Raw genomic sequence first — 22,752 nt, 5'->3', positions numbered from 1 at the left:
CATTGAGTTAGTATGAGGTCTCCTAGGAAAGTTTATTATGTAAATGGAATTATAAGGAAAGCACCTACTTATGCTTTTTCGAATCCCTAAAAGTTAGGGACGTTTCTTAATAATATATTTAGGTGGAACTTTATACGGACTAGGTACGGACTATGTACGGACCATCTACGGACTAGCTACAGACCTGACCAGACGCAAAACAGGTATACAGGTTGTAAAAAGAGTTCAATACATTCTTTGAGAGCCCTATATAGGGTTTTAAATAAAACTTAGACTGTTTGTAAAGGCTATATGTATGCGTAAAAAAAAAGAGCCAAATGCTATGACTCTTTTTTAAAACCTTATTTTATGGCTTGCATAAGCCTTATTCGCTTCCTTTAACAAAAGCTTCCATAACTTCGTTACTTACTCCCATATTGCTAAAACCACCATCGTGGAATAAGTTTTGCAAGGTGACCATTCTTGTTAAATCACTAAACATGGCTACCGTGTAATTGGCGCAGTCTAAAGCGGTAGCATTTCCTAAAGGCGCCATTTTATCTGCATAAGCTATAAAACCATCAAAACCTTTTACACCACTTCCTGCTGTTGTTGGAGTTGGCGATTGTGAAATGGTATTTACTCGAACCGTTTTATCTTTTCCGAAGATATAACCAAAACTTCTGGCAATACTTTCTAAATAGGCTTTATTATCTGCCATATCATTATAATCTGGAAACACACGCTGTGCGGCCATATAGGTTAATGCAACAATGCTTCCCCATTTATTCATAGCATCCTTTTTATATAAAGTTTGCATAACTTTATGAAAAGACATGGCTGAAATATCTGTACCTTTTTGAGTCCATTCGTAGTTTTGATCTGAATAGGCATTTCCTTTTCTTACATTAATTGACATCCCAATTGAATGCAAAACAAAATCCAGCTTGCCTCCTAAAATCTCGACTGATTGTTCGATCAGGTTTTCCAAATCTTCCAAAGAAGTAGCGTCGGCAGGTATAATTTGCGAGCCTGTTTTTTCGGCCAATGCGTTTATTTGCCCCATTCTTAATGCTACTGGTGCATTTGTTAATACAAAAGTACCGCCTTCTTCGTGAACACGTTCGGCTGTTTTCCAGGCTATAGAATTTTCATCAAGCGCCCCAAATATAATTCCTCTTTTTCCTTTTAATAAGTTGTTAGACATATCGCTAGTTATTTTTGTTTGGTGTTACGTTCTTTAAAGGTCAAAGTTAATAAAACTTTCATCTATAAACTTCACTTTTATTTTATTAATTAAGTAATTGCTTGGCGTGCGCTAAGGCCGAACTTGAAATTTCTGTTCCTCCAAGCATTTGTGCTAATTCTACCAAACGTTCGTCGTAGTTTAATTCTTTTAGATTTGATAAGGTTACATTATCCACATCTTCCTTAAACACTTTAAAATGTGTATGACCTTTGGCGGCAATTTGAGGAATGTGCGTTATGGCAAATACTTGCATATATTGACTCATTTCCAGCATGATCAATCCCATTTTATTGGTAATTTCTCCAGAAACTCCAGAATCTATCTCGTCGAACATTATGGTCGGCAATTGTTTGTATTTAGATAAAATAGATTTTATAGCCAGCATAATTCTAGAAAGCTCCCCTCCAGAAGCCGCTTTTTTTAGCTCGTTAAACTGCCCTCCTTTATTGGCAGTAAACAAAAACGACAACTCATCTTTTCCGTTTGCAAAAAAGGCATCACTTATATGTAATGTGATTTTAAACTTGGCATTTGGCATGCCTAAGGTGCTTAGAATTTCTTCCAATTGTTTACTCAATTCTGGAATGGCTTTTAATCGGTTGTCATGCAACAGTTTTGCCAGTTTGTTTAAAGCCTCGTTTTCGGCCTTTAACTCCTTTTCTTTTTTCTGAATGTTTTCGTCTAGATTTTCAGTTTCCGAGACTTTTATACTCAAACTCTCCTTGATTTCAATTAATTCTGAAACTGAAGTTGTCAGATGTTTTTTAAACAAGTTGTTAAGCAACAAGAGTTTCGCATTTACTTTTTCCAAGCGTTCCGGATCTGCATCCAATTGCTCCTGAAATTTTTCGACTTCCGAAAACACATCATCCAACTCTATAAAACTACTTTCAATTCTTTCAGCAATACTTTGATATTTATGTGCAAAAGAACCTATTTTTTTAAAATTAGCCTGTAGTTGATTCAACAGGAATAACACACCAATCTCCTCTTCATTCATGACTTGGGATGCGTGTAAAAGAGATGCCTTAATTTCTTCGACATTGCTTAAGGTTTCAAATTCTTCCTCAAGCAATTCCAATTCACCGTCAAGCAGGTTTGCTTCAGTAAGCTCCTTTAATAGATATGAATTATAATCGTATTCCTTAATCGCTTCTGCTTTAAAAGCCAATAGGATGTCCAATTCTTTTTGAAGGGTTTTATGTTGTTTCAGCTGAAGGGCGTAGGATTTTAATACGTCTTTATTGTTTGCCAAGGCATCGATAATTTCAAACTGAAAAGAATCGTCTACCAACTGAAGGGTTTCGTGTTGTGAATGAATGTCGATAAGTTGTTCGCCTAAAAGTTGCAAACTATTTAAATTTACAGGCGAATCGTTTACAAAAGCCCTAGATTTTCCAGAAGGCAAGATTTCTCGCCTTATAATGGTTTGGGTTTCATAATCGAGATCGTTTGCCAAAAATAAGTTCTCTAAATTATAATTGCTTACATCGAAAACGGCTTCAATTACACACTTTTTTGAAGTGTCTTTTATACTACTTAAATCGGCCCTTTTTCCAAGAATAAGAGATAAACCTCCTAACAAGATGGATTTTCCAGCGCCGGTTTCGCCAGTAATTATAGAAAAGCCTTGGTTAAAATTTACCTGAAGGCTATCTATTAAAGCATAATTTTTTATGGATAAGGATGTAATCAAAAGTATTTCTAGAATTTAGGTTAAAGGTAAGTAATTTCAAGAAATGAAAGCAACAAAAACACTTGATATAATAGCTGTTTCTTTGTTAGCAGATTTAGAATTTAATCTCTCTCCACTTACTAGAATACATGGGCGCAATATTGTTTAGCACACCCACCAATTTTGTGATATCTACTTGAGGTCCTGCACTAAAAACATCCAGAATTTCATCAGACTTGGCATCAAAGAAAGTTCGAAGAAGAAAGGAGTTAGGTCTCACTCTATTCATGGCTTCCAAGCTAATTAACGCATTGGAGATATTGGTTTTTGCTTCTTTTAGGTTTTCACTCATCAGGTCCAATCCATTTCTGTGATATTGATACATCGTCTTTCTGTAGCCTTCAAAAGTTTGAGACAACATATTGTCTATTAACACATATCTGGTTTGGTTGCCATCACTTAGTTTCCATCCTTTGGTATTTTCGCCTTGCGAATAGTTAACTATGGTTTGAGCCTGTTTAAAATGTGGGTCTCCACCATTTAAGGAAAAGGTGTCGGCGTCTATGCCTAAAATCATATATACATGAAATGCCAAGACAGAAATTAGATTGGATTCAAACGAATTCGGATTATAAACCATATTTTGGAATTCGAGGTATCTAAAGCCAAAATCCTTGTCGTTTATGTTGTGTACAGTCGTTGTATAGGAGGACCCAAAAACAGGTCTGGAAGATTGCACTTGAATAGTAGCGTTAAAAACATCACCAGAATACTCCGTAATATTAATATACATGGAGCTTTCTATACGTTCTAACGAAGAAAAATCCTTAGTGGTCCATTTGGTATTATTAACAAACTCGAAGATTTGCTTTTCCAAGGTTTTAAATACAGGTAAATTACTGTTTCCTGTTTGTTCCGCATTGATAACTACTTTACAGTTTAATTCTTGTGCATGCATTGAAACACCAGAAATCAACATTAAAAATATAAGGATCCTATTCATGTAATACTTTTATAATTTCGTTTAGAAGATCTTGAGCTACTTCTGCTTTTGACTTTAATGGATATGCTGTAACCTTTTCTTTATTGTCTATTATGGTTACTTTATTGGTGTCGAGTTGAAAACCTGCTCCTTTATCTTGCAACGAATTTAAAACAATTAAATTTAAATTCTTTCTTTTTAATTTTCCTTTTGCGTTTTCAAGTTCGTTTTCTGTTTCTAAAGCAAAACCGACCAAGATTTGTTTTTTCTTAATGGCACCTAAAGAAGCTAAAATATCCTTTGTTTTTTCCAATTCGAGCGTTAAACTGGAGTCGTTTTTCTTTATTTTCTGATTGGCTACTAGTTTCGGTCTATAATCTGCCACTGCAGCTGCTAAAACAGCCACATCCACTTGGTCGAAATATTTATGTGATTCCACATACATATCTTCTGCCGAAGTTACACGGATAACATGCACCAAGCTATGATTCAAATTAAGATGTGTTGGTCCAGTTATCAATATTACCTCAGCACCCAGATTGGCTGAAGCGTTCGCAATTTCGAATCCCATTTTTCCACTGGAGTGATTTCCTATAAAACGAACGGGATCTATAGCTTCGTATGTTGGTCCGGCAGTAATTAATATTTTCTTTCCGTGAAGCGGTAACTTGCCAAGAACATCATTTTCAATAAACGAAAGAATGTCTTCTGGCTCGGCCATTCTGCCTTCACCAAATAAACCACTGGCCAATTCGCCACTGGTAGCAGGAATAATAATATTCCCAAAACTCTCCAATTTCTTAAAAGATTGTTTTGTAGTAGGGTGCTTGTACATGTCCAAATCCATTGCTGGCGCAAAATAGACTGGGCATTTAGCTGATAAGTACGTTGCCAACAGCAAATTATCGCATATACCATTTGCCATTTTTGACAAGGTATTGGCTGTTGCTGGGGCTATAATAAAAAAATCTGCCCAAAGACCTAATTCTACGTGGTTGTTCCAAAGTTCGCTATCCACATCGTCCACAAAGGTTGAGTAAACAGGGTTTTTAGACAAGGTAGATAGTGTTAACGGAGTAACAAAGTCTTTTGCAGATGGTGTAATAACTACTTTTACATGGGCTCCAGCTTTTACAAAAAGCCGAACCAATGTTGCAGCCTTGTAAGCGGCAATTCCAGCACTAATGCCTAACAGGATATTTTTGCCGCTTAATATAGACATGGTGTTTATGCTTGAGTATCGTCTTCGGTGTTTCTGTAATAAATTTTATTGTCTAACCATTCCTGCACTGCTAAAGCATAAGGTTTTGGTAGTCTTTCATAAAATTTAGACACTTCAATTTGCTCTTTATTTTCAAAGATTTCTTCTAAACTATCGTTAAAAGTAGCAAACTCTTCAAGTTTTTCAATTAACTCTTTTTTAATTTCAGAATTAATTTGCTCTGCTCTTCTAGAAATAATAGAAATAGCTTCGTAAATATTTCCCGTAGGCTCTTCAATTTTATTTCTGTCGTAAGTAATTGTATTAACAGGAGCTTTGATTTTTTTTAAATCCATTTTATTCTATTTAGCTTTTAGTACTATATTTTTCTAATTCTTTAACAATATCTTCTATCATCTCGTTGGCTTCTTCCATACGTTCCGAATTGCTGTAATTCTTTTTGTAGTTGTTGTAGTGCACTTTTGCTTTTTCAAGACGTTCTTGTTTCTTGGATTCCACACTATTCATAGCAACTTTATAAGCCGAGTCCAATTTGTAATAAAATGCATCTTCTCGATACACAGACCCTGGAAACTCTAATATAAAGTTATCAAAGGCTTTAATAGAAGCGTTATAATCTGCTGTATAACCTGCAATAGTATTGTATTGCTTTGCAATTTCGAAGGCCTTTTTCTCTAATTTAAAATCCAATTCCTGAACCAATTTATTTGCTTCAGCTAAATATTCTGAGTCTGGAAATAAATTAATAAACACCTGTAATTTTTCTAATGCTTCTTTAGTCTCTGTCTGGTCTTTAGAGAAAACAGGAGATAGCATATACGCACTCTTTCCACTTAAAAAAGCGGCTTCATCTACTTTTTCACTTTCAGGATATGAGGCTACAAAACGCTCAAATTGGTAACTGGCCAAATAGTAGTCATGCATTTCATAAAACGTATTGGAGTACAAAAACATGAGCTTTTCAGCTTGTGGTTTTCCTCTATAATTTGGAACTATTTGAGCAAACAACTTATTTGCTTTGGCATATTTCCCTTTATTGTATAATTCTTCCCCTAACCTAAATTTTTCAGCTATATCCGGCCTTTTCAAAGCTTTTTGATATTGGCTACAAGAACTTAAAACAGTGAAAGTTATAAATAAATAAAAAAGTTTCTTCATAATTTTTAAACAGGATGCAAAATTAAGCTATTATAATGGATTTTAAAAATATTATTTTCAGCTAAAATAAACGGTTGAACACGCTTTATATTAGGTTTAAGTATAATTTAACTATTTTGAAAATTATTTGTAAAGCTTCCAATCTTTGTTTTTAAGGAATTTGTAGCAACAACTAGTGGCAATCTAACGGTATCGTCACACAGGTCTAATTGTTCTAAAACAGCTTTAATTCCAGCGGGATTATTTTCAGAAAAAATTAAAGAAATCACTTCCATAAACTGATAATGAAGCTTATAGGCTTCCTTCGAATTTCCTTCCAATCCTAATCGAATCATTTTCGAGAATTCCTTCGGAAAAGCTTGTCCTATAACCGAGATAACCCCTGCTCCACCTGCTAAAGCTACTGGCAGGGCTAAATCGTCATCACCCGAAATAATCAAGAAATCTTCAGGTTTATCTTTTATTAACTGAAAATACTGGGAAAGGTTTCCTGCTGCTTCTTTAATGGCTACAATATTCTCAAAATCCCTTGCTAATCTAATAACCGTTTCTGGTAACATGTTAGACGCCGTTCTTCCTGGAACATTATATAGAATTATAGGTTTTGGCGAGGCTAACGAAATGGCTTTAAAATGCTGATAGATGCCTTCTTGAGTTGGCTTGCTGTAGGCTGGAGAAACTGATAAAATGGCAGAGATATGTGTAAAATCCGTTGTTTGTAATTCTTCAATTATATCTGCTGTATTATACCCTCCTATTCCCAAAACCAAAGGCACACGATTGTTGTTTGTCTTTACTATGGCAGCAATAATCTCCTTTTTTTCTTCTTTGGTAATTGTAACGCTTTCTCCAGTTGTACCACTTATTACTATATAATTGGTGCCGTTTTCTATATTAAAATTCACAATGTTGCTCAAAGCTTCATGATCGATACTTAAATCGTTTTTAAAAGGCGTAACAATAGCAATTCCTAAACCCGTTAATTTGTTTTTCATGCGTGTAATTTGTTTAATACGTTTAAATATTTCTTTAATTCGGTTTTAAAAAGATCCAACTTATTAAAATCTGTTTTAATAATCAAATCGTTAATCCGTTTGTCCAATTGAAAAATCCCGACTTTTAACGGTGCTTTAGATGCTGCTGTTAAATATTTCAGTTCCAAAACATCTGTCGCATAATAACTAATTAACAAATCGAATTCAGTATCAATAAATGCTTGTAATTCGGCGTTTTTAACTTTTCCGTTCCAGGTAAAATCCTTCGTATTAAAACAGGCATCCCAAGAATAGGCAAGCACATCTTTACTTGATGTAAACGCAACAATCTTCAATTTATTAGGTCGTACATCCAAGGTTTGGGCAATAGCCTTTAGGGCTTCAAGATCGCTTGTTTCATCGGCATTTAAAATAATCCCTAAATGTTCTATTTTAACTGTATTAAAATGTGCTTCTCGATTTTTTAGAATGCTATTCAACCTCTTTTTTATAGATTTTTCTTTTAAACCCTTTAAAATCATTATATCTTTATACTTTGTTACAAAGGTAGTAAAAGTACACACAAAAAATTATTAAAACATACATGTTTCATCATGAATTTTAAACCACTTTTCGCTCTATTTTTTATTGTTTTTATAGTTGGCTGTAAACAGGAAACGCACTATTTAACACGAATTGAAGGAAAACAAATAGCTATAACGGATAGTCTGGCAACTGACGCACATATTGAAGCCTTTGTGAAACCTTATAGAGATCATTTAAACAAAGATTTAGATAGTGTTATTAGCTATGCCACAAATACTTATTCCAAAAGCGATGGTGAATTAAATACGGCTATTGGGAACCTGTTTGCCGATGTAATGTTCGAGGAAGGAAATCCAGTTTTTAAACAACGTACCGGAAAAAACATTGATATGGTTTTAGCCAATCATGGAGGTATACGAGCCATAATTTCCAAAGGCAATATTACTACAAGAACAGCTTTCGAAATCATGCCTTTTGAAAACAGCATAGTGGTTGCCCCCATAAAAGGATCGCAAGTAAACCAAATGATTGCTTATTTGCTTGAGGCCAAAAGAGCGCATCCTATTTCCAAACTAAAAATCGTGGTCGATAAAAACTATCAGTTAGTTGAAGCCACCATAAATAACAAGCCAATAGATACTTCTAAAATTTACTATGTGGCCACAAACGATTATCTATATAATGGTGGAGATGGAATGGATTTCTTCAAACCTAATGATACCTTATATATTTTAAATTATAAAATACGAAATGCCTTTTTGGATTATTTCCGTAAACATGATACCATTAATCCTGTTATTGACGACAGGTTTATAAAATTAGACCATTAAGTTTGGAAAACATCCATGCCTAATCTTTAAACCTCAATAGAGATAATGATATGGTTGTATGTGACAAATAAAAAATACGATGTTTAAACCCATGAAAAGAAGAAATTTTATTCAAAAAACTACAGCAGCAACCGCTTTAGTTACTGTAGGTGGCTTAAGTTTACCTTCATTTATATCGGCTGACAAAAAAACTCAAATTACCATTCTACATACGAACGATGTGCATAGCCATATTGATCCTTTTGGACCTGAAGATGGTAGAAACCCTAACAAAGGAGGGGTTGCTAGACGAGCAAGCTTGATTGAAACTATTAAAAACGAAAATCCGAATACGCTTTTATTGGATGCTGGAGATATTTTTCAAGGCACACCTTACTTTAATTATTATGGAGGTGAATTGGAATTTAAACTCATGAGTAAATTGAAATATGATGCGGCAACCATTGGAAATCACGATTTCGATAATGGCATAGACGGTTTATACGCACAATTACCACATGCGGAATTCGATTTCCTTTCGGCCAATTACGATTTTTCAAATACCATTTTAGATACGCATGTTAAACCATACAAAATCTTTAACAAAGCAGGTATAAAAATTGGCGTTTTTGGATTAGGAATTCAATTGGATGGCTTGGTATTAAAAGATCTTTATAAAGAAACCGTGTATCACGACCCTATCGAAATAGCACAGGATATGAGTCGGATTTTAAAAGAAGAAGAACACTGCGATTTGGTTATTTGCCTCTCTCATATAGGCTATAAATACAGCAATGACCCAGAAAAACCAAGTGATTTAAAACTTGCTACTAGTACAAAAAATATTGATTTAGTTATTGGAGGGCACACACATACGTTTTTACCAAAACCTACGGTTGCTCAAAATATTGAAGGTAAAAATGTGCTTGTAAACCAAGTAGGCTGCTATGGGATTAATTTAGGACGCATCGATTTCTTTTTCGATACCGACAAAAACAAAACAGCTAACGGAACCTCTATTATTGTCTAGGTAGAGAAAATATAGTTCTTGATGGAATTAATTCTGAATTCATTTTATCGGTAACCAATTGTCTTTTACGCAATCTGTTTTCTCCTATAATAAAGTTGAACAAGAGGAAGAGGCCAACCAAGTGCAAAACATGATTTAGCATAACAAAACTCCAATTGTAAATATAGTAATTACTGATATAGTACAACACATCCGAAAATACAAAACACAAGGTTGTAAATAAAAACAAGATTGCTTGTTTGGTATCTGAACTCAAATAAACCACAAATGAAATTAAGCTCAACACCAACAACGAAATACTTTTAGCGGCAAATAAATTAACTTCGGCAGTATCGATAATCTGGGCTTTGACTACTCCAAACAACTCGTATAAAAAATAGGAGTTAATACTAATTACAACCACTAAATAAGCAGCAACCACCTTATCAAATCTAATGCGTTTTATTTTGGACCCTATAAAAATCGTAAGTGCCAAATAACTTAAAAAATGCATAAATCCAGAAAATTTCATGAGGGTATTATTGGTCAGAAAAAGTGAGGAAAAATCACCAATAAACGACAGAATGAAAAAGATGATAAACAAAACGTGAACATACCGGTTTTTAATATAATAAAACATTATAAAAATGGGTATAAACAAAGGTTTTGTAATTTGAATCAATACATCGCTTTCGCTTAAAGAAGCAAAAATATTCAGTAGAATAAGTAGGAACAGAACACCAAGAAATATCCTGTTATAACTATAATTTAGCCATTCTTTCACAATAAAAAACATAAGTAGGTTGAGTCAAATATATGTAATTACATCGACACAAACGTGCCGTTCATCGAAAAGTGTGTTAAATTTAGAAAAACAACTTCTATATGTTTTAAGAAAACTGAAAAGACAGCCAATAAGTTAGGAGTAAAAAATGCAACGCTTAAAGATTTAATTAAACAATCGAAAAGTTTTTACACTCCTCGTTCTTGCATAAAAATAATAGAACCCAAAGGCCATGACAAATAAAAATGTAGAAATAAAATTTAGCATGTTCTTATCGGAAATATAGAAATACGCTATTTGTACGAATTCCGAAAACACGATAAATAAGGTAGCTATAAAACAAAGTAAGGTCTTTTTATTGTCGTTATAAAAGTAGGATATTAAAGAAAACGTCAGCAATAAAAGTATTACTGTGTTATAAATTAATTCTAAATAAATCCAATTAGTATTCTTTATAATGGGATTTACAATACTTAAAAGCATATATACAATGTAGATATTCAATACACCCAACACAAAAAGTTGTAGCTTATAATTTTTAAAAACTTTCTTAAAATTTAAACCTTTAATTATATCAATCAACAAGGATAAATAAGCTAAAATATACAAGAGGTTGCCTACAAAATAATAAACGTGCAATTGTTTACCCGTTTGCAAAAAGTATTCAGTAAAAACTATGAGCTCCGAAATAGAGAAAAACAAAAGAAACCAGGAGAAATACAGAGATCTATCTCTGGTATTCATAAAATATAGCACCGTAATTAAAGGCACAATCAATGCTCTGGAAACAGCGGAAATATAGAATTCCTCCTGAACTTGAAAAAGAGTAAAAGAAACACATAGCAAGATTATAAATGCTAATAAAATGTTCGACTTAGTTAAAACCATACAACTCTGATTTGAAAGCAAATATATACAAAATTAACTATTTGTCGGTAATTATACACATTTAATCGATAAAATGTGATTTTTTAAATTATCTTTTAGAATAAAACAAGCTAAACAAAGCAGTACCATTAGCCACCAAGCACTTATAAGCATTTTAATATTCCTTCTAAAAAATATCCTTTATATAACTATTGGGCCGTGAATTTCTTGATTTCATAGTAGCGTAGAAATAAAACAACAAAAACGCACTTAACTCTAACAATATAGAAACAAGCCGAATAAGGAACATTTGTTCCGAGAAATAAAAATATCCTAGCAATAAAAATTCTGAAAAGGTGACGGCTAGACAAGCACAAAATAAGAGCAGAGCTTTATTGTTTTCGTGAAGTATATAGTTAAAAAAGGACATGCTTAAGATGGCCAAAAGAATAACATTATACGTCTGCTCCACAATCTGAATCATTATTAAATGATTTGTTACGAATAAAATAGGATTGATTATGGTAACCATAACAAAAATAATATAAATATTAAGCAAGGTCAACACAACAAAGTGGATGGGAAATTTTTTTACAATAATCGTCATGTTTACCGTTTTTACTATTTCTAACAATAAGAAAACATAGGAGAACATATATAATCCATTGCAAATAAAATACATGACTTCAACAAAACTTTCCTGATCGAAAAAATTTATAAGATCTGAAATGGAATAAGTAAGCAAAAACAAGCTAAAGAGTAAAGATTTCTTTTTAACTTTTATAAAGTAAAAAATAGTAATTATGGGTGCAATTAGCATTTCAAGAAAGAGACCATCACTAAAGTGAAAAAGCTCAAAAAAAGAAAAGGCTAATACATGGTTTGCCATAATGCCCTAGTTATTTATTAGTTTTCGGAACAAATGTATTTAATAAAATACAATTAATTGATAGACAAATTCACTTTATCCATTTTTTTCAATATAACTTAGGAAACCATATCTATAAAGTCCTGCTCCGTTATTATAGAGACCCCTAATTTTTCTGCTTTTGTTTTTTTACTTGGCCCCATATTATCTCCAGCCACAATATAATTGGTTTTTCCGGATATAGACGAGGACACTTTTCCTCCATTATCTTCTATCAACTTTTTTAGCTCATCTCTGGAAACTGTATGGAATACACCCGAAACCACGAAAATATTTCCTTCTAGTTTATTTGTCTGATTGGCTAGTTTTTCAGCCGAGATTTCCAATTGAACTCCATAATTTCTCAATCTTTCGATGATTACCTTATTGGTTTCGGCATTAAAAAAATCGATAACACTTTCGGCTATTCTCACACCTATTTCATCCACATTAATTAAATCGTCGTGAGTTGCTTGAGCTAAAGCATCAATGCCCTTATAATGCTTGGCAAGCTTTTTTGCAACGGTTTCACCCACATATCTAATGCCTAAAGCATATAAAACACGTTCGAATGAAACTTGTTTAGATTGTTCAATTCCATTAATTAAATTTTCGGCACTTTTTTCGGCCATTCGTTCCAAAGGCAAAACTTGACCTTTAGTCAACTCGTATAAATCTGAATAATTATCTATTAAACCTTCGTTTACCAATAAAGCAACTGTTTCTCCTCCTAAACCTTCTATATCCATAGCTTTTCTGGAAATAAAATGTTGGATCCTACCTATAATCTGCGGTTTACATCCATTGTAATTTGGACAGTAGTGCTGTGCTTCCCCTTCGGTTCTAACCAATTCAGTTTCGCATTCTGGACAATGGGTGATGTATATTGTTGGTTGGGAATATTCTGGTCTTTTACTTAAATCGACGGCAATAATTTTAGGAATAATCTCTCCTCCTTTTTCAACAAAAACCTCATCTCCAATACGAATATCCAGCTTTTCAATTTGATCGGCATTATGTAAAGATGCTCTTTTAACAGTTGTTCCAGCCAATTCTACAGGTTCCAAATTTGCAACTGGAGTAATAGCTCCTGTTCTACCAACTTGATAACTTATACTGTTTAATCTGGTAGAAACCTGTTCTGCCTTAAACTTATAAGCAATGGCCCAACGTGGTGCTTTTGCTGTATACCCAAGTTCTTCTTGTTGTTGCAAATTATTCACCTTTACAACCACACCATCCGTTTCATAGGGTAAATTGTGCCTGTGTTCGTCCCAATAATTTATAAATTCTAAAACCTCATCAATGGAATTTACAAGTTTAGCAGCTTGCGGCACTTTAAAACCCCAAGAGCGGGCCTTTTCTAGGCCTTCAAATTGTGTACTTATATTTAGATTGTTTCCTACAATACTATATAACAAACATTCCAAAGGTCTTTTAGCAACTTCGCTACTATCTTGAAGCTTCAAGCTTCCAGAAGCTGTATTTCTAGGATTTCTATAAGGCTCCTCTCCTATTTCTATACGCTCTTCGTTCATTTTGTTAAAACCGTCAAACGGCAAAACAATTTCGCCACGAATGTCAAATTTCTCTGGATAATCGCCTTTTAATTGTAAGGGTACAGATTTAATGGTCTTGATGTTAGCTGTTACATTATCACCTTGAACGCCATCTCCTCTAGTAACGGCTTTTATTAGACTTCCATTTTCATAAGTCAAGCTAATGGAGGCACCATCGTATTTTAGTTCGCAAGTAAATTGCAGTTGGCCATCCACCAATTTTTCAATTCTGGTTTCCCAATCCAATAAATCTTCTTTGGAATAGGAATTATCCAAAGAATACATGCGCTGTTCATGAACAAGGGTTTCAAAATTTTTGGTAATTTCACCTCCAACCCTCTGACTCGGAGAATTGGCATCAAAAAATTCTGGATGCTGTTGTTCTAAAGCAATAAGTTGATTAAGCTTGACATCAAAATCATAATCGGAAATGATGGGATTATCCAACACATAATAATTATAATTATGTTTATTAAGCTCTTCGCGTAATTGTAAAATCTGTTCTTTAATAGTCATCGATTAAAAATTCTTTATACCTTTTAACATGCGGTTATTTCCAAAAATATCCGGTTTTAACTCTAAATCGGTAAAGCCTTTATCTTGTAGCAATTGTTTGGTTTCGTTTCCAAGATATTGATTAATTTCAAAAAACAAACAGCCTTTTTTGTTCAAATTATCCATGGCAAAATTGGCAATAGCCTCATAAAACTGCAACGGATTATCATCTTCAACAAATAAGGCCAAATGTGGTTCGTAATTTAAAACGTTATTCTTTATTTCCTTTTTCTCCAAGTGTCTCACATAAGGCGGATTGGAAACTATGATATCAAATTCCAAATCTTTAAATTCCAAATTCCAAGTACTAGAGTTTAAAATATCTACTTTAAAAAAATGAATGTCTGCCTTATTTAACTCTGCATTATGTTTCGCTATTTTTAAAGCCTCTTCACTAACATCTATGGCATAAACTTTGGCGTTTGAAATATTTTTAGCCAAAGAAACAGCTATGCAACCCGATCCTGTACCAATATCCAAGATGGTTAAAGGCCTTGAATCTTGAACTTTGAATCTTGAACTTTCAATTACAAATGTGACTAGTTCTTCCGTTTCAGGCCTTGGAATCAACGTATGTTCATTCACTTTAAAAGGCAAACCAAAAAATTCGGTTTCGCTAATAATATATTGAATAGGTTCTTGCACTTTCAATCTGCTCAACGCTTCAAATAAAGGCTGTTCCTCATTTTTTGAAATAGTTAAATCTGGTTCTAGAACCAATGCAATTCTGTTTAGCTTTAAATAATGTGAAATTAAAATATTAAAAAAGCTGCTAACTTCGTTGGCACCAAAAATGCCATCTAATTCTGTGTGAAAAATGTTTTGAATTTCCTTTAATCTCATAATGCTTTTATCATCCAAACATTACAAGAATAATGTCCTGTGTTTCCCATAGGTTTATCTAAAGATTCAAATCCCACTTTATTGTATAATTTTTTAGCATCTTTCATATATGGTAAGGTTTCCAAATAACACTTTTTATAACCAAAAGCTTTTGCACTTTCTAAACATTTTTGCATCATTTCCTCTCCCAAACCTAGACCTCTGGCCTCAGGTAAAAAATACATTTTTTGAAGTTCACATATTTGATCTTCACAACCAACTAATGGCGCAACTCCCGCTCCTCCAAGTATCTTTCCTTCCCGTTCAATTACAAAATAAGCAGACTTTTCGCTCCTATAAGTTTCTGTCATCTTATCCAAAGACACATCTTCATAAGCTGTCCCCACTTTAGGAGCTCCTAATTCGACTAAAACATCACGAATTACCTGTGCCATTTGCTTATTATCTGCTACAGATATTTCTCTAATAACAATATTATTATAGCTCACTTTATTATGTTATTTTTACACTGAAATTTCTCGGGATGAAGATACATGAAAAATACCTAAAACGCTGTATTGAAATTGCTAAAAATGGGCTCGGAATTACTGCTCCAAACCCAATGGTTGGTTGTGTTATTGTGTATGAAAACAACATTATTGGCGAAGGTTTTACGAGTGCTTATGGCGGAAATCATGCTGAAGTAAATGCCATTGAGGCTGTTACAGATAAATCCTTATTAAGCAAAGCCACGCTTTATGTAACCTTAGAGCCTTGCAGCCATTTTGGAAAAACCCCTCCTTGCAGCGATTTAATCATAAAACACAAAATCCCTCAGGTGATTATTGGAGCCACAGACACACATAGCCAAGTAGCTGGAAAAGGTATCGAAAAATTGAAGGCTTCTGGATGTCAAGTTACAGTTGGGGTTTTGGAAAACGAATGCAAAGAGCACCACAAACGCTTTTTCACTTTTCATAACAAAAAACGGCCTTATATTATTTTAAAATGGGCTCAAACCGAAGATGGATTTATTGCTCCAGAAACCAGAAACGAACAAAAACCAGTCTGGATAACCAACGAATATTCTAGGCAATTGGTACATAAATGGCGCACAGAAGAACAAGCTATTTTAGTGGGAACTAAAACGGTACTTGACGACAATCCAAGTTTAACGGTTAGAGATTGGACTGGAAAAAATCCCACTCGTGTGGTTTTGGATAAAACAAACAAGCTTTCAAAAGAATATCAAATTTTTAATAACGAAGCCAAAACCCTGATTATTACAGAAAATGAAATAGATTTTTCAAGTAATCTGGCCAATCAAATCTGCAGTTATTTACATAAAAAAGACATTCAATCTATTATTATCGAAGGAGGAAGACAAACACTTCAAACTTTTATAGATGAAAATCTTTGGGATGAAGTTCGGGTTTTTAAAGGAAAATCCATCTTTAATAAGGGTGTAAAAGCCCCTAAATTTAAAGGAAAACAAATTCAAGAAGTTTCTATTTTAGAAGATATATTACAAATATATTCAAATCAATAATAAAAAAGTTTCGAGATAATTATGATTAAAACCCTCATATTCGATTTTGGTGATGTCTTTATCAACTTAGATAAAGAAGGCGCCATGAATCACGCCCTAGAAATATTTAAACTACAGAGCTTTTCTGAAGAAATGATTGCTTTTAACAGCTTTTACGAACAAGGCCTAATTTCAACAGAAGAGTTTTTGGAATTTTATTTGGAAAACTTCCCCGATTTAACTGAGAACGATGTGCTTCATGCCTGGAATTGCATTATAAAGGATTTTCCAGAACATCGGTTGGAGTTTATTAAAAAATTAGCATCCGAAAAAAAATATCAGCTTATTTTATTGAGCAACACCAATACGCTCCATATAGATTTAATAAAAAATGATGTTCCGTTCTACGAAGATTTTAAAAATTGCTTTGATGTGTTTTATCTGTCACATGAAATCAATCTTAGAAAACCCAATGCCGATATTTACCAATTTGTTTTATCTGAAAATAAATTGTCTCCAGAAAGCTGTTTATTTATAGACGACACAGAAGAAAACACAATTGCAGCAGCTAAATTAGGAATCCATACTTGGAACATTGATCCAAAAACAGAAGATATTATCAACTTATTTACTGTTAAAAAAGACCTCTTTTGATCTACTTATTATTAAGTATTCTAGCCTCAACGCTTATTTTTTTAATCTTCAAACTATTTGATAGATTTAAAATAAACACACTTCAAGCCATTGTATTTAACTATATAACTGCTTGTTTTTGTGGTTTTATAACTTCTAAAAACAGTTTTGATGTTCAGGAAATTATCCATTCTCAATGGTTTGTTGGCGCCTTAGCTTTAGGATTTTTATTTATAAGCATCTTTTATGCTATGGCTATTGCTTCACAACGCAATGGCATATCCGTTGCTTCTGTTGCCACAAAAATGAGTGTTATTATTCCTGTAATATTTGGCATTTACGTCTATCATGAAAGTACGGGGTTTCAAAAACTATTAGGTATTTTATTTGCCTTGATTGCTGTGTATTTTGTGTCGGTTAAAAAAAATGCGCCTTTCAATTTTAAAAGCAATCTAATGCTTCCTTTAATTATATTTTTGGGCTCAGGAATTATAGATACATCTATAAAATACCTAGAATCCACTTATATTAAGGAGGGAGGCATTCCTCTATTTACCGCAACTATTTTCTTCTTTGCAGCATGTATCGGCATTGGGATTCTTATTATAAAAATAATTAAAAAAGAATTCAAATTCAACCCTTTAAGTGTCCTTGGAGGGATTGCTTTAGGGATTGTAAATTATGCATCCATCTATTATATTCTAAAAGCCTTGAATCATGAATCTTTAGAAAGCTCAACTATTTTTACTATTAATAATGTGGCTATCGTTTTATTTACTTCTATGGTTGGCTTATTGATTTTTAAAGAAAAACTATCTTTTAAAAACTGGATTGGGGTTGGGCTAGCAATTATTTCAATCTTATTAGTAACTTTGGCTTAATGGATAAAAAAGACACGTACAAAACCTTAACCAAACCCTCTAATGAAGTTTTATTTAAAGATAAAAACAGCAAGTTTTTTGGCTATGCTTTTCCGGTTTTAAATGAAGATCAAGTAAAAGAACATCTAGAAAATTTAAAAAAACAACATCATTCGGCCAGACATTGGTGCTATGCCTATCAATTGGGTACAGATGAAAACAACCTTCAGTTTCGGGCAAACGATGATGGCGAACCAAATAACAGTGCTGGTATGCCCATTTACGGACAAATACAATCCTTTGAAGTTACAAATGTCCTCATCGTGGTTGTTAGATATTTTGGAGGTGTAAAACTAGGTGTTGGAGGTTTGATTTCAGCCTACAAAACAACTGCACAAATGGCTTTGGAGGCGTCAAAAATAGTATCCAGAACCATAAATAAGCGTTTTGAAATACGTTTTGATTACAAAAACATGAACAAAGTGATGCGCCTCATAAAAGAACAGAATCTTAAAATTGTTAACCAAACTTTAGAATTGGATTGCAAGATTGAAATTTCAGTAAGATTAAAAGACGTTTCAAAAACCGTAGAAAGTTTTCAATCCATTTTTGAGATTGAAATAAAAGAGCTGGACAGTTAGTCTATTAATTTCTCAAAAATATAATCAGGACATTTTATTGGTCTTTTGGTTTTCATGTCAATAAAAGCTAAAACCGTGGTGGCAATTACCAACAATTCCCCCTCTTGATTTGTAATTTCATATTCAAATTCAATTCGAACAGAAGGCTCCTTTTTAAGTTGTGTTTTCACTTTAACAACCTCATCGTAAAGCGCTGATTTCTTATAGTTCAAACTCATGGAAATAACAGGCAACATGATGCCATCATCTTCCATTTCTTTATACGATATTCCCTTCTTGCGCAACCACTCGGTACGCCCCATTTCCAGGTATAATGCATAATTTGCATGATGTACCACTCCCATTTGGTCGGTTTCACCATATCTCACTCTTATTGGTATTTCATCGAAATTCATATAGGACTTTAATTTATTTTTTGTAGTTTAGGCAAAGCTTTAAACATGAGAAAAATTTTATTCATATTCAATAGCAATTGATTTTTTTTTTAAGAAATTTGTTCACATATTTGTCCAGCTATAAAATCAGTCAGAGAATTCAAGTCTCTATAATAATTAATCTATAAATCCTTAAAATTATAATGAGTGTAACTGCGCAATCGGTTTGGAAAAATTGTCTTGAATTCATAAAAGATAACATTCAGCCGCAAGCATATAAAACATGGTTTGAACCAATTATTGCAGTGAAGCTTACTGACAAATCTTTGAGCATACAAGTGCCTAGTAAATTCTTTTATGAATGGCTCGAAGAACATTACGTCAAAATCTTAAAAGTAGCTTTAACAAAAGAATTAGGAGAAACCGCCAAGCTTGTTTACATTATTCGAATGGAAAACACCTATGGTAACAAACAACCATTTACGGAAAAAATCCCTAGTTCTAATCGCTCTGCTGTAAAAGCGCAAGATGTCGATATACCATTAAATAATAAAAGCCCAGAACTACGTAATCCATTCATAATTCCTGGAATTAGAAATGTAAAGATCGAGTCGCAACTTAATCCTAATTACAGTTTCGAGAATTTCCTAGAGGGAGATTCTAACCGTTTGGCAAGAAGTGCTGGATTGGCTGTTGCTTCAAAACCTGGAGGAACCTCTTTTAACCCCTTATTGATTTTTGGAGGAGTTGGTTTAGGGAAAACCCACTTGGCACATGCTATTGGTGTTGATATTAAAGATAAATACCCAGAAAAAACAGTTTTATATATTTCTGCTGAAAAGTTTACGCAACAATATATAGACTCGGTAAAGAAAAACAATAGAAACGATTTTATTCATTTCTATCAAATAATAGACATCCTAATTATTGATGATGTACAGTTCCTTTCGGGAAAAACAGGAACTCAAGATGTCTTTTTCCATATTTTCAATCATTTACATCAAAATGGGAAGCAGGTTATTTTAACAAGTGACAAGGCTCCTGTTGATATGCAAGACATTGAACAACGCTTATTATCTAGGTTTAAATGGGGACTTTCCGCAGAATTGCAAAGTCCAGATTTTGAAACACGCGTATCTATTCTGAAAAACAAGTTATATCGTGATGGTGTAGAAATGCCAGAAGATATTATCGAATATGTGGCGAAAAACATCAAAGTTAATATTCGCGAATTAGAAGGCGCCATTATTTCATTAATTGCCCAGTCGTCTTTTAACAAAAAGGAAATCACGATAGATTTAGCGAAACAAGTGGTTGAAAAATTTGTAAAAAACACAAAGCGCGAAGTATCTATAGATTATATACAAAAAGTAGTATCCGATTATTTCCAAATGGATATCGATACGCTTCAATCTAAAACCAGAAAACGTCATATCGTTCAAGCTAGACAATTAGCCATGTTTTTTGCTAAAAAACTAACCAAAGCATCTTTGGCAAGTATTGGGTCTCAAATTGGAAAAAGAGATCACGCTACTGTGCTTCATGCTTGTAAAACGGTAGACAACCTTTCCACAACAGATAAGCAATTTAGAAAATACGTTGAGGATCTTTCAAAAAAATTAGCTGTTTAATTAAATAATTTCCGGGTTTTACGGAGAATTAACTATGACTAAAATTCTAATGGTTTGTTTGGGTAATATTTGCCGTTCTCCATTAGCCGAAGGCATTTTACAATCAAAACTTCCAAGAGACATGTTTTTTATAGACTCGGCAGGAACAGGAGATTATCATATTGGCAATCCCCCAGATCCTAGATCCATAAAAATAGCCAAGAAGTACGGTTTAGATATTTCGAACCAAAAAGGACGACAGTTTTCCTCATCCGATTTTGATACTTTCGATTACATCTACGTTATGGACAGTTCAAACTATCAAAATGTGATACGTTTAGCTAGAAACGATCAAGATATAGCTAAGGTTAAAATGATCCTTAACGAAATATACAAAAATCAAGATTACGATGTTCCCGATCCATACACAGGAGGTATCCAAGGTTTTGAAAGCACCTATAAAATGTTGGATGAAGCTTGCCAAGAAATAGCAAACAAACTCCTTAAGTAACAGATACTGAGAGATTTTATATTTTTATCTGTTTTTTTCGTACTTTGTAATACTAATTTTTAAAAATTAAACTCAGATGAAAAATAAAGCCAATCTCTTCATTATTTTACTAATTCCTTATTTTCTTTTTGCTCAAGATATCGAATTAAATGTATTCGCATCGGGCCTTAACAACCCATTAGATTTAAAACACGCAGGAGATAATAGATTATTCGCTGTAGAACGCGGAGGTTTAATTAAAATCATTAATCCTGATGGATCCGTAAACGGAACTCCTTTTCTAGATATAGACACCAAAGTTTTAAGTGGTGGTGAACGAGGCTTATTGGGCTTGGCTTTTCATCCACAATACCAAACAAATGGAATTTTCTTTGTAAACTACACGAACAATAGCGGTAACACAGTTATAGCAAAATACACAACAAATCCTCCAAGCTCCAACACAGCGAGTGCGGCTTCAGAAGAAATTTTATTTACGGTCAATCAACCATACAGCAATCATAATGGTGGCGATTTAGCTTTTGGAAACGACGGCTATCTATATATTGGCTTAGGAGATGGTGGCGGTAGTGGAGATCCTCAAAACAGATCTCAAAATCTAACAACCCTTTTGGGGAAAATGCTTCGTATAGACGTAGACAACCCTCAAGGCAGTAATAATTATGGTATTCCTAGCGATAACCCCTTTCCTGATGCTACAAATCCGAATGCTTTACCGGAAATTTGGGCTTCTGGCTTAAGAAATCCATGGCGATTTTCGTTCGATAGTCAAACACACAATCTTTGGATTGCCGATGTAGGACAAGGACAAATTGAAGAAATTAATATGGTTTCAATCAATCAAGCGGGACTCAACTATGGCTGGCGTTGTTATGAAGGCAATCAAACATATGACACCTCTAGCAATTGTCCAGATAGTTCTGAATTAACCTTTCCAATTGGACAATACACCCATTCTTCTAGTGGGAACTTTAAATGCTCGATAACTGGAGGATATGTATATAGAGGAACGCTACAACCAAATTTAAATGGTTGGTATTTTTTCGCCGATTATTGCAGCAACGAAATTGGCCTCCTTAAAAATACAGGTGGAACTTGGAACATGACTTTTACCCAACCCTATTCTGGTAATGGCTGGACAGCGTTTGGTGAAGATGTTAATGGCGAACTTTATGTGGTTGGTATTGATTCTGGATCTATTTTTAAAATTATAGACCCTAATTTAAGTATTGCCGATAACGACTTGTTGAAAGTAAGTATTTATCCCAATCCAGCAGATAATTTATTTACCATTAAAAGTTCGAATCCTCAAATTCTAATAGAAACAATAAACATTTACAACCTTCAAGGAAAATTAATACAATCCATTTCTGGAAACGAAGCTTCTAAAATTCAAGTAAACACTAAAAACATAGCAAAAGGGCTTTATTTAACAGAAATTATTTCCAATACAGGACGTAAAAAAACCCACAAACTTATTATTAAATAAAATTTAATT

23 protein-coding genes are annotated in these 22,752 nt (G+C 33.5%); 9 read left to right on the top strand and 14 right to left on the bottom strand.

Translation table 11 applies throughout. The features are described 5' to 3' along the window. Positions 1–364: 364 nt before the first annotated feature. The 8 genes from VKY47_RS00845 to VKY47_RS00810 form a co-directional block, all read right to left on the bottom strand. Positions 365–1,186 carry an enoyl-ACP reductase FabI gene (locus VKY47_RS00845; RefSeq protein WP_324309587.1) on the bottom strand — a complete coding sequence of 274 codons (822 nt, stop codon included), beginning with the start codon at positions 1,184–1,186 and terminating at the stop codon, positions 365–367. Positions 1,187–1,271: 85 nt separating this feature from the next. Beyond that, a complete protein-coding gene (recN, locus tag VKY47_RS00840; RefSeq protein ID WP_324309585.1) occupies positions 1,272–2,924 on the bottom strand; it encodes a DNA repair protein RecN in 1,653 nt (550 codons plus the stop codon). Between the two features lie 94 nt (positions 2,925–3,018). Further along, on the bottom strand, positions 3,019–3,906 hold the full coding sequence (gene porD / locus VKY47_RS00835; protein ID WP_324309584.1) for a type IX secretion system protein PorD: 888 nt from the start codon (positions 3,904–3,906) through the stop codon (positions 3,019–3,021). Continuing rightward, entirely contained in the window at positions 3,899–5,107 is a 1,209-nt protein-coding gene (gene coaBC / locus VKY47_RS00830) for a bifunctional phosphopantothenoylcysteine decarboxylase/phosphopantothenate--cysteine ligase CoaBC (protein ID WP_324309582.1), read from the bottom strand. Before coaBC ends, porD begins: the two co-directional genes overlap by 8 nt. Positions 5,108–5,112: 5 nt before the next feature. Continuing rightward, positions 5,113–5,442 (bottom strand): DNA-directed RNA polymerase subunit omega, encoded by a 330-nt coding sequence (locus VKY47_RS00825; RefSeq protein ID WP_324309580.1) that lies wholly within the window; start codon positions 5,440–5,442, stop codon positions 5,113–5,115. 10 nt (positions 5,443–5,452) lie between these two features. Next, on the bottom strand, positions 5,453–6,265 hold the full coding sequence (locus VKY47_RS00820) for an outer membrane protein assembly factor BamD (protein WP_324309579.1): 813 nt from the start codon (positions 6,263–6,265) through the stop codon (positions 5,453–5,455). Between the two features lie 107 nt (positions 6,266–6,372). Next, positions 6,373–7,260, bottom strand: a complete 888-nt coding sequence (gene dapA, locus VKY47_RS00815; protein WP_324309578.1) for a 4-hydroxy-tetrahydrodipicolinate synthase — start codon at positions 7,258–7,260, stop codon at positions 6,373–6,375. Then, positions 7,257–7,781 (bottom strand): DUF6913 domain-containing protein, encoded by a 525-nt coding sequence (locus tag VKY47_RS00810; RefSeq protein ID WP_324309576.1) that lies wholly within the window; start codon positions 7,779–7,781, stop codon positions 7,257–7,259. Before VKY47_RS00810 ends, dapA begins: the two co-directional genes overlap by 4 nt. A gap of 72 nt (positions 7,782–7,853) precedes the next feature. Between VKY47_RS00810 and VKY47_RS00805 the strand changes: the two genes are divergently transcribed. Continuing rightward, positions 7,854–8,615 (top strand): 5'-nucleotidase, encoded by a 762-nt coding sequence (locus VKY47_RS00805; protein WP_324309574.1) that lies wholly within the window; start codon positions 7,854–7,856, stop codon positions 8,613–8,615. A 91-nt stretch (positions 8,616–8,706) separates the two neighbouring features. Next, a complete protein-coding gene (locus VKY47_RS00800; RefSeq protein WP_324309572.1) occupies positions 8,707–9,624 on the top strand; it encodes a bifunctional metallophosphatase/5'-nucleotidase in 918 nt (305 codons plus the stop codon). On the opposite strand, the gene VKY47_RS00795 is transcribed toward VKY47_RS00800, so the two are convergent. The 5 genes from VKY47_RS00795 to VKY47_RS00775 all read right to left on the bottom strand — a co-directional run bounded on the left by VKY47_RS00795 (position 9,614) and on the right by VKY47_RS00775 (position 15,606). Then, positions 9,614–10,135, bottom strand: a complete 522-nt coding sequence (locus VKY47_RS00795) for a hypothetical protein (protein WP_324309571.1) — start codon at positions 10,133–10,135, stop codon at positions 9,614–9,616. The two genes, VKY47_RS00800 and VKY47_RS00795, sit on opposite strands and share 11 nt — an antisense overlap. Positions 10,136–11,441: 1,306 nt before the next feature. Then, on the bottom strand, positions 11,442–12,143 hold the full coding sequence (locus VKY47_RS00790) for a hypothetical protein (protein ID WP_324309570.1): 702 nt from the start codon (positions 12,141–12,143) through the stop codon (positions 11,442–11,444). A 98-nt stretch (positions 12,144–12,241) separates the two neighbouring features. After that, the gene (gene ligA / locus VKY47_RS00785; protein ID WP_324309568.1) at positions 12,242–14,236 is read right to left on the bottom strand and encodes an NAD-dependent DNA ligase LigA; all 1,995 of its coding nucleotides are present in this window, start codon (positions 14,234–14,236) and stop codon (positions 12,242–12,244) included. A gap of 3 nt (positions 14,237–14,239) precedes the next feature. Further along, positions 14,240–15,118, bottom strand: a complete 879-nt coding sequence (gene prmC / locus VKY47_RS00780) for a peptide chain release factor N(5)-glutamine methyltransferase (protein ID WP_324309567.1) — start codon at positions 15,116–15,118, stop codon at positions 14,240–14,242. Continuing rightward, complete coding sequence (locus VKY47_RS00775; protein WP_324309566.1) at positions 15,115–15,606, bottom strand: GNAT family N-acetyltransferase; 492 nt, start codon at positions 15,604–15,606, stop codon at positions 15,115–15,117. The genes prmC and VKY47_RS00775 overlap by 4 nt, the downstream gene beginning before the upstream one ends. Before the next feature lie 35 nt (positions 15,607–15,641). Between VKY47_RS00775 and ribD the strand changes: the two genes are divergently transcribed. The 4 genes from ribD to VKY47_RS00755 are packed head-to-tail and all read left to right on the top strand — an operon-like array spanning position 15,642 to position 18,759. Next, the gene (gene ribD, locus VKY47_RS00770; protein WP_324309564.1) at positions 15,642–16,646 is read left to right on the top strand and encodes a bifunctional diaminohydroxyphosphoribosylaminopyrimidine deaminase/5-amino-6-(5-phosphoribosylamino)uracil reductase RibD; all 1,005 of its coding nucleotides are present in this window, start codon (positions 15,642–15,644) and stop codon (positions 16,644–16,646) included. A gap of 21 nt (positions 16,647–16,667) precedes the next feature. Next, a complete protein-coding gene (locus VKY47_RS00765; protein WP_324309562.1) occupies positions 16,668–17,279 on the top strand; it encodes an HAD family hydrolase in 612 nt (203 codons plus the stop codon). Then, on the top strand, positions 17,276–18,139 hold the full coding sequence (locus tag VKY47_RS00760) for a DMT family transporter (protein ID WP_324309561.1): 864 nt from the start codon (positions 17,276–17,278) through the stop codon (positions 18,137–18,139). The genes VKY47_RS00765 and VKY47_RS00760 overlap by 4 nt, the downstream gene beginning before the upstream one ends. Continuing rightward, positions 18,139–18,759, top strand: coding sequence for an IMPACT family protein (locus tag VKY47_RS00755; RefSeq protein WP_324309559.1), 621 nt, complete (start codon positions 18,139–18,141; stop codon positions 18,757–18,759). The genes VKY47_RS00760 and VKY47_RS00755 overlap by 1 nt, the downstream gene beginning before the upstream one ends. Here VKY47_RS00755 and VKY47_RS00750 read toward each other — a convergent pair. After that, the gene (locus VKY47_RS00750) at positions 18,756–19,154 is read right to left on the bottom strand and encodes an acyl-CoA thioesterase (protein WP_324309558.1); all 399 of its coding nucleotides are present in this window, start codon (positions 19,152–19,154) and stop codon (positions 18,756–18,758) included. The two genes, VKY47_RS00755 and VKY47_RS00750, sit on opposite strands and share 4 nt — an antisense overlap. Positions 19,155–19,336: 182 nt before the next feature. Between VKY47_RS00750 and dnaA the strand changes: the two genes are divergently transcribed. The 3 genes from dnaA to VKY47_RS00735 all read left to right on the top strand — a co-directional run bounded on the left by dnaA (position 19,337) and on the right by VKY47_RS00735 (position 22,743). Then, positions 19,337–20,764, top strand: coding sequence for a chromosomal replication initiator protein DnaA (dnaA, locus tag VKY47_RS00745; protein ID WP_324309557.1), 1,428 nt, complete (start codon positions 19,337–19,339; stop codon positions 20,762–20,764). Positions 20,765–20,798: 34 nt separating this feature from the next. Beyond that, the gene (locus tag VKY47_RS00740; protein ID WP_324309556.1) at positions 20,799–21,254 is read left to right on the top strand and encodes a low molecular weight protein-tyrosine-phosphatase; all 456 of its coding nucleotides are present in this window, start codon (positions 20,799–20,801) and stop codon (positions 21,252–21,254) included. Between the two features lie 76 nt (positions 21,255–21,330). Continuing rightward, the gene (locus VKY47_RS00735; protein WP_324309554.1) at positions 21,331–22,743 is read left to right on the top strand and encodes a PQQ-dependent sugar dehydrogenase; all 1,413 of its coding nucleotides are present in this window, start codon (positions 21,331–21,333) and stop codon (positions 22,741–22,743) included. Positions 22,744–22,752: the final 9 nt, after the last annotated feature.

Source organism: Xanthomarina sp. (assembly GCF_035306705.1).
Taxonomy (GTDB): Bacteria; Bacteroidota; Bacteroidia; order Flavobacteriales; family Flavobacteriaceae; genus Xanthomarina.
This window is presented reverse-complemented; position numbering and strand designations above follow the sequence as displayed.

Coding starts and splice junctions, on each gene's coding strand:
- VKY47_RS00845 (WP_324309587.1), bottom strand. CDS start 1,186: ATGTCTAACAACTTATTAAAAGGAAAAAGAGGAATTATATTTGGGGCG.
- porD (WP_324309584.1), bottom strand. CDS start 3,906: ATGAATAGGATCCTTATATTTTTAATGTTGATTTCTGGTGTTTCAATG.
- coaBC (WP_324309582.1), bottom strand. CDS start 5,107: ATGTCTATATTAAGCGGCAAAAATATCCTGTTAGGCATTAGTGCTGGA.
- VKY47_RS00825 (WP_324309580.1), bottom strand. CDS start 5,442: ATGGATTTAAAAAAAATCAAAGCTCCTGTTAATACAATTACTTACGAC.
- VKY47_RS00820 (WP_324309579.1), bottom strand. CDS start 6,265: ATGAAGAAACTTTTTTATTTATTTATAACTTTCACTGTTTTAAGTTCT.
- dapA (WP_324309578.1), bottom strand. CDS start 7,260: ATGAAAAACAAATTAACGGGTTTAGGAATTGCTATTGTTACGCCTTTT.
- VKY47_RS00810 (WP_324309576.1), bottom strand. CDS start 7,781: ATGATTTTAAAGGGTTTAAAAGAAAAATCTATAAAAAAGAGGTTGAAT.
- VKY47_RS00805 (WP_324309574.1), top strand. CDS start 7,854: ATGAATTTTAAACCACTTTTCGCTCTATTTTTTATTGTTTTTATAGTT.
- VKY47_RS00800 (WP_324309572.1), top strand. CDS start 8,707: ATGAAAAGAAGAAATTTTATTCAAAAAACTACAGCAGCAACCGCTTTA.
- VKY47_RS00795 (WP_324309571.1), bottom strand. CDS start 10,135: ATGAAATTTTCTGGATTTATGCATTTTTTAAGTTATTTGGCACTTACG.
- VKY47_RS00790 (WP_324309570.1), bottom strand. CDS start 12,143: ATGGCAAACCATGTATTAGCCTTTTCTTTTTTTGAGCTTTTTCACTTT.
- ligA (WP_324309568.1), bottom strand. CDS start 14,236: ATGACTATTAAAGAACAGATTTTACAATTACGCGAAGAGCTTAATAAA.
- prmC (WP_324309567.1), bottom strand. CDS start 15,118: ATGAGATTAAAGGAAATTCAAAACATTTTTCACACAGAATTAGATGGC.
- ribD (WP_324309564.1), top strand. CDS start 15,642: ATGAAGATACATGAAAAATACCTAAAACGCTGTATTGAAATTGCTAAA.
- VKY47_RS00765 (WP_324309562.1), top strand. CDS start 16,668: ATGATTAAAACCCTCATATTCGATTTTGGTGATGTCTTTATCAACTTA.
- VKY47_RS00755 (WP_324309559.1), top strand. CDS start 18,139: ATGGATAAAAAAGACACGTACAAAACCTTAACCAAACCCTCTAATGAA.
- VKY47_RS00750 (WP_324309558.1), bottom strand. CDS start 19,154: ATGAATTTCGATGAAATACCAATAAGAGTGAGATATGGTGAAACCGAC.
- dnaA (WP_324309557.1), top strand. CDS start 19,337: ATGAGTGTAACTGCGCAATCGGTTTGGAAAAATTGTCTTGAATTCATA.
- VKY47_RS00740 (WP_324309556.1), top strand. CDS start 20,799: ATGACTAAAATTCTAATGGTTTGTTTGGGTAATATTTGCCGTTCTCCA.
- VKY47_RS00735 (WP_324309554.1), top strand. CDS start 21,331: ATGAAAAATAAAGCCAATCTCTTCATTATTTTACTAATTCCTTATTTT.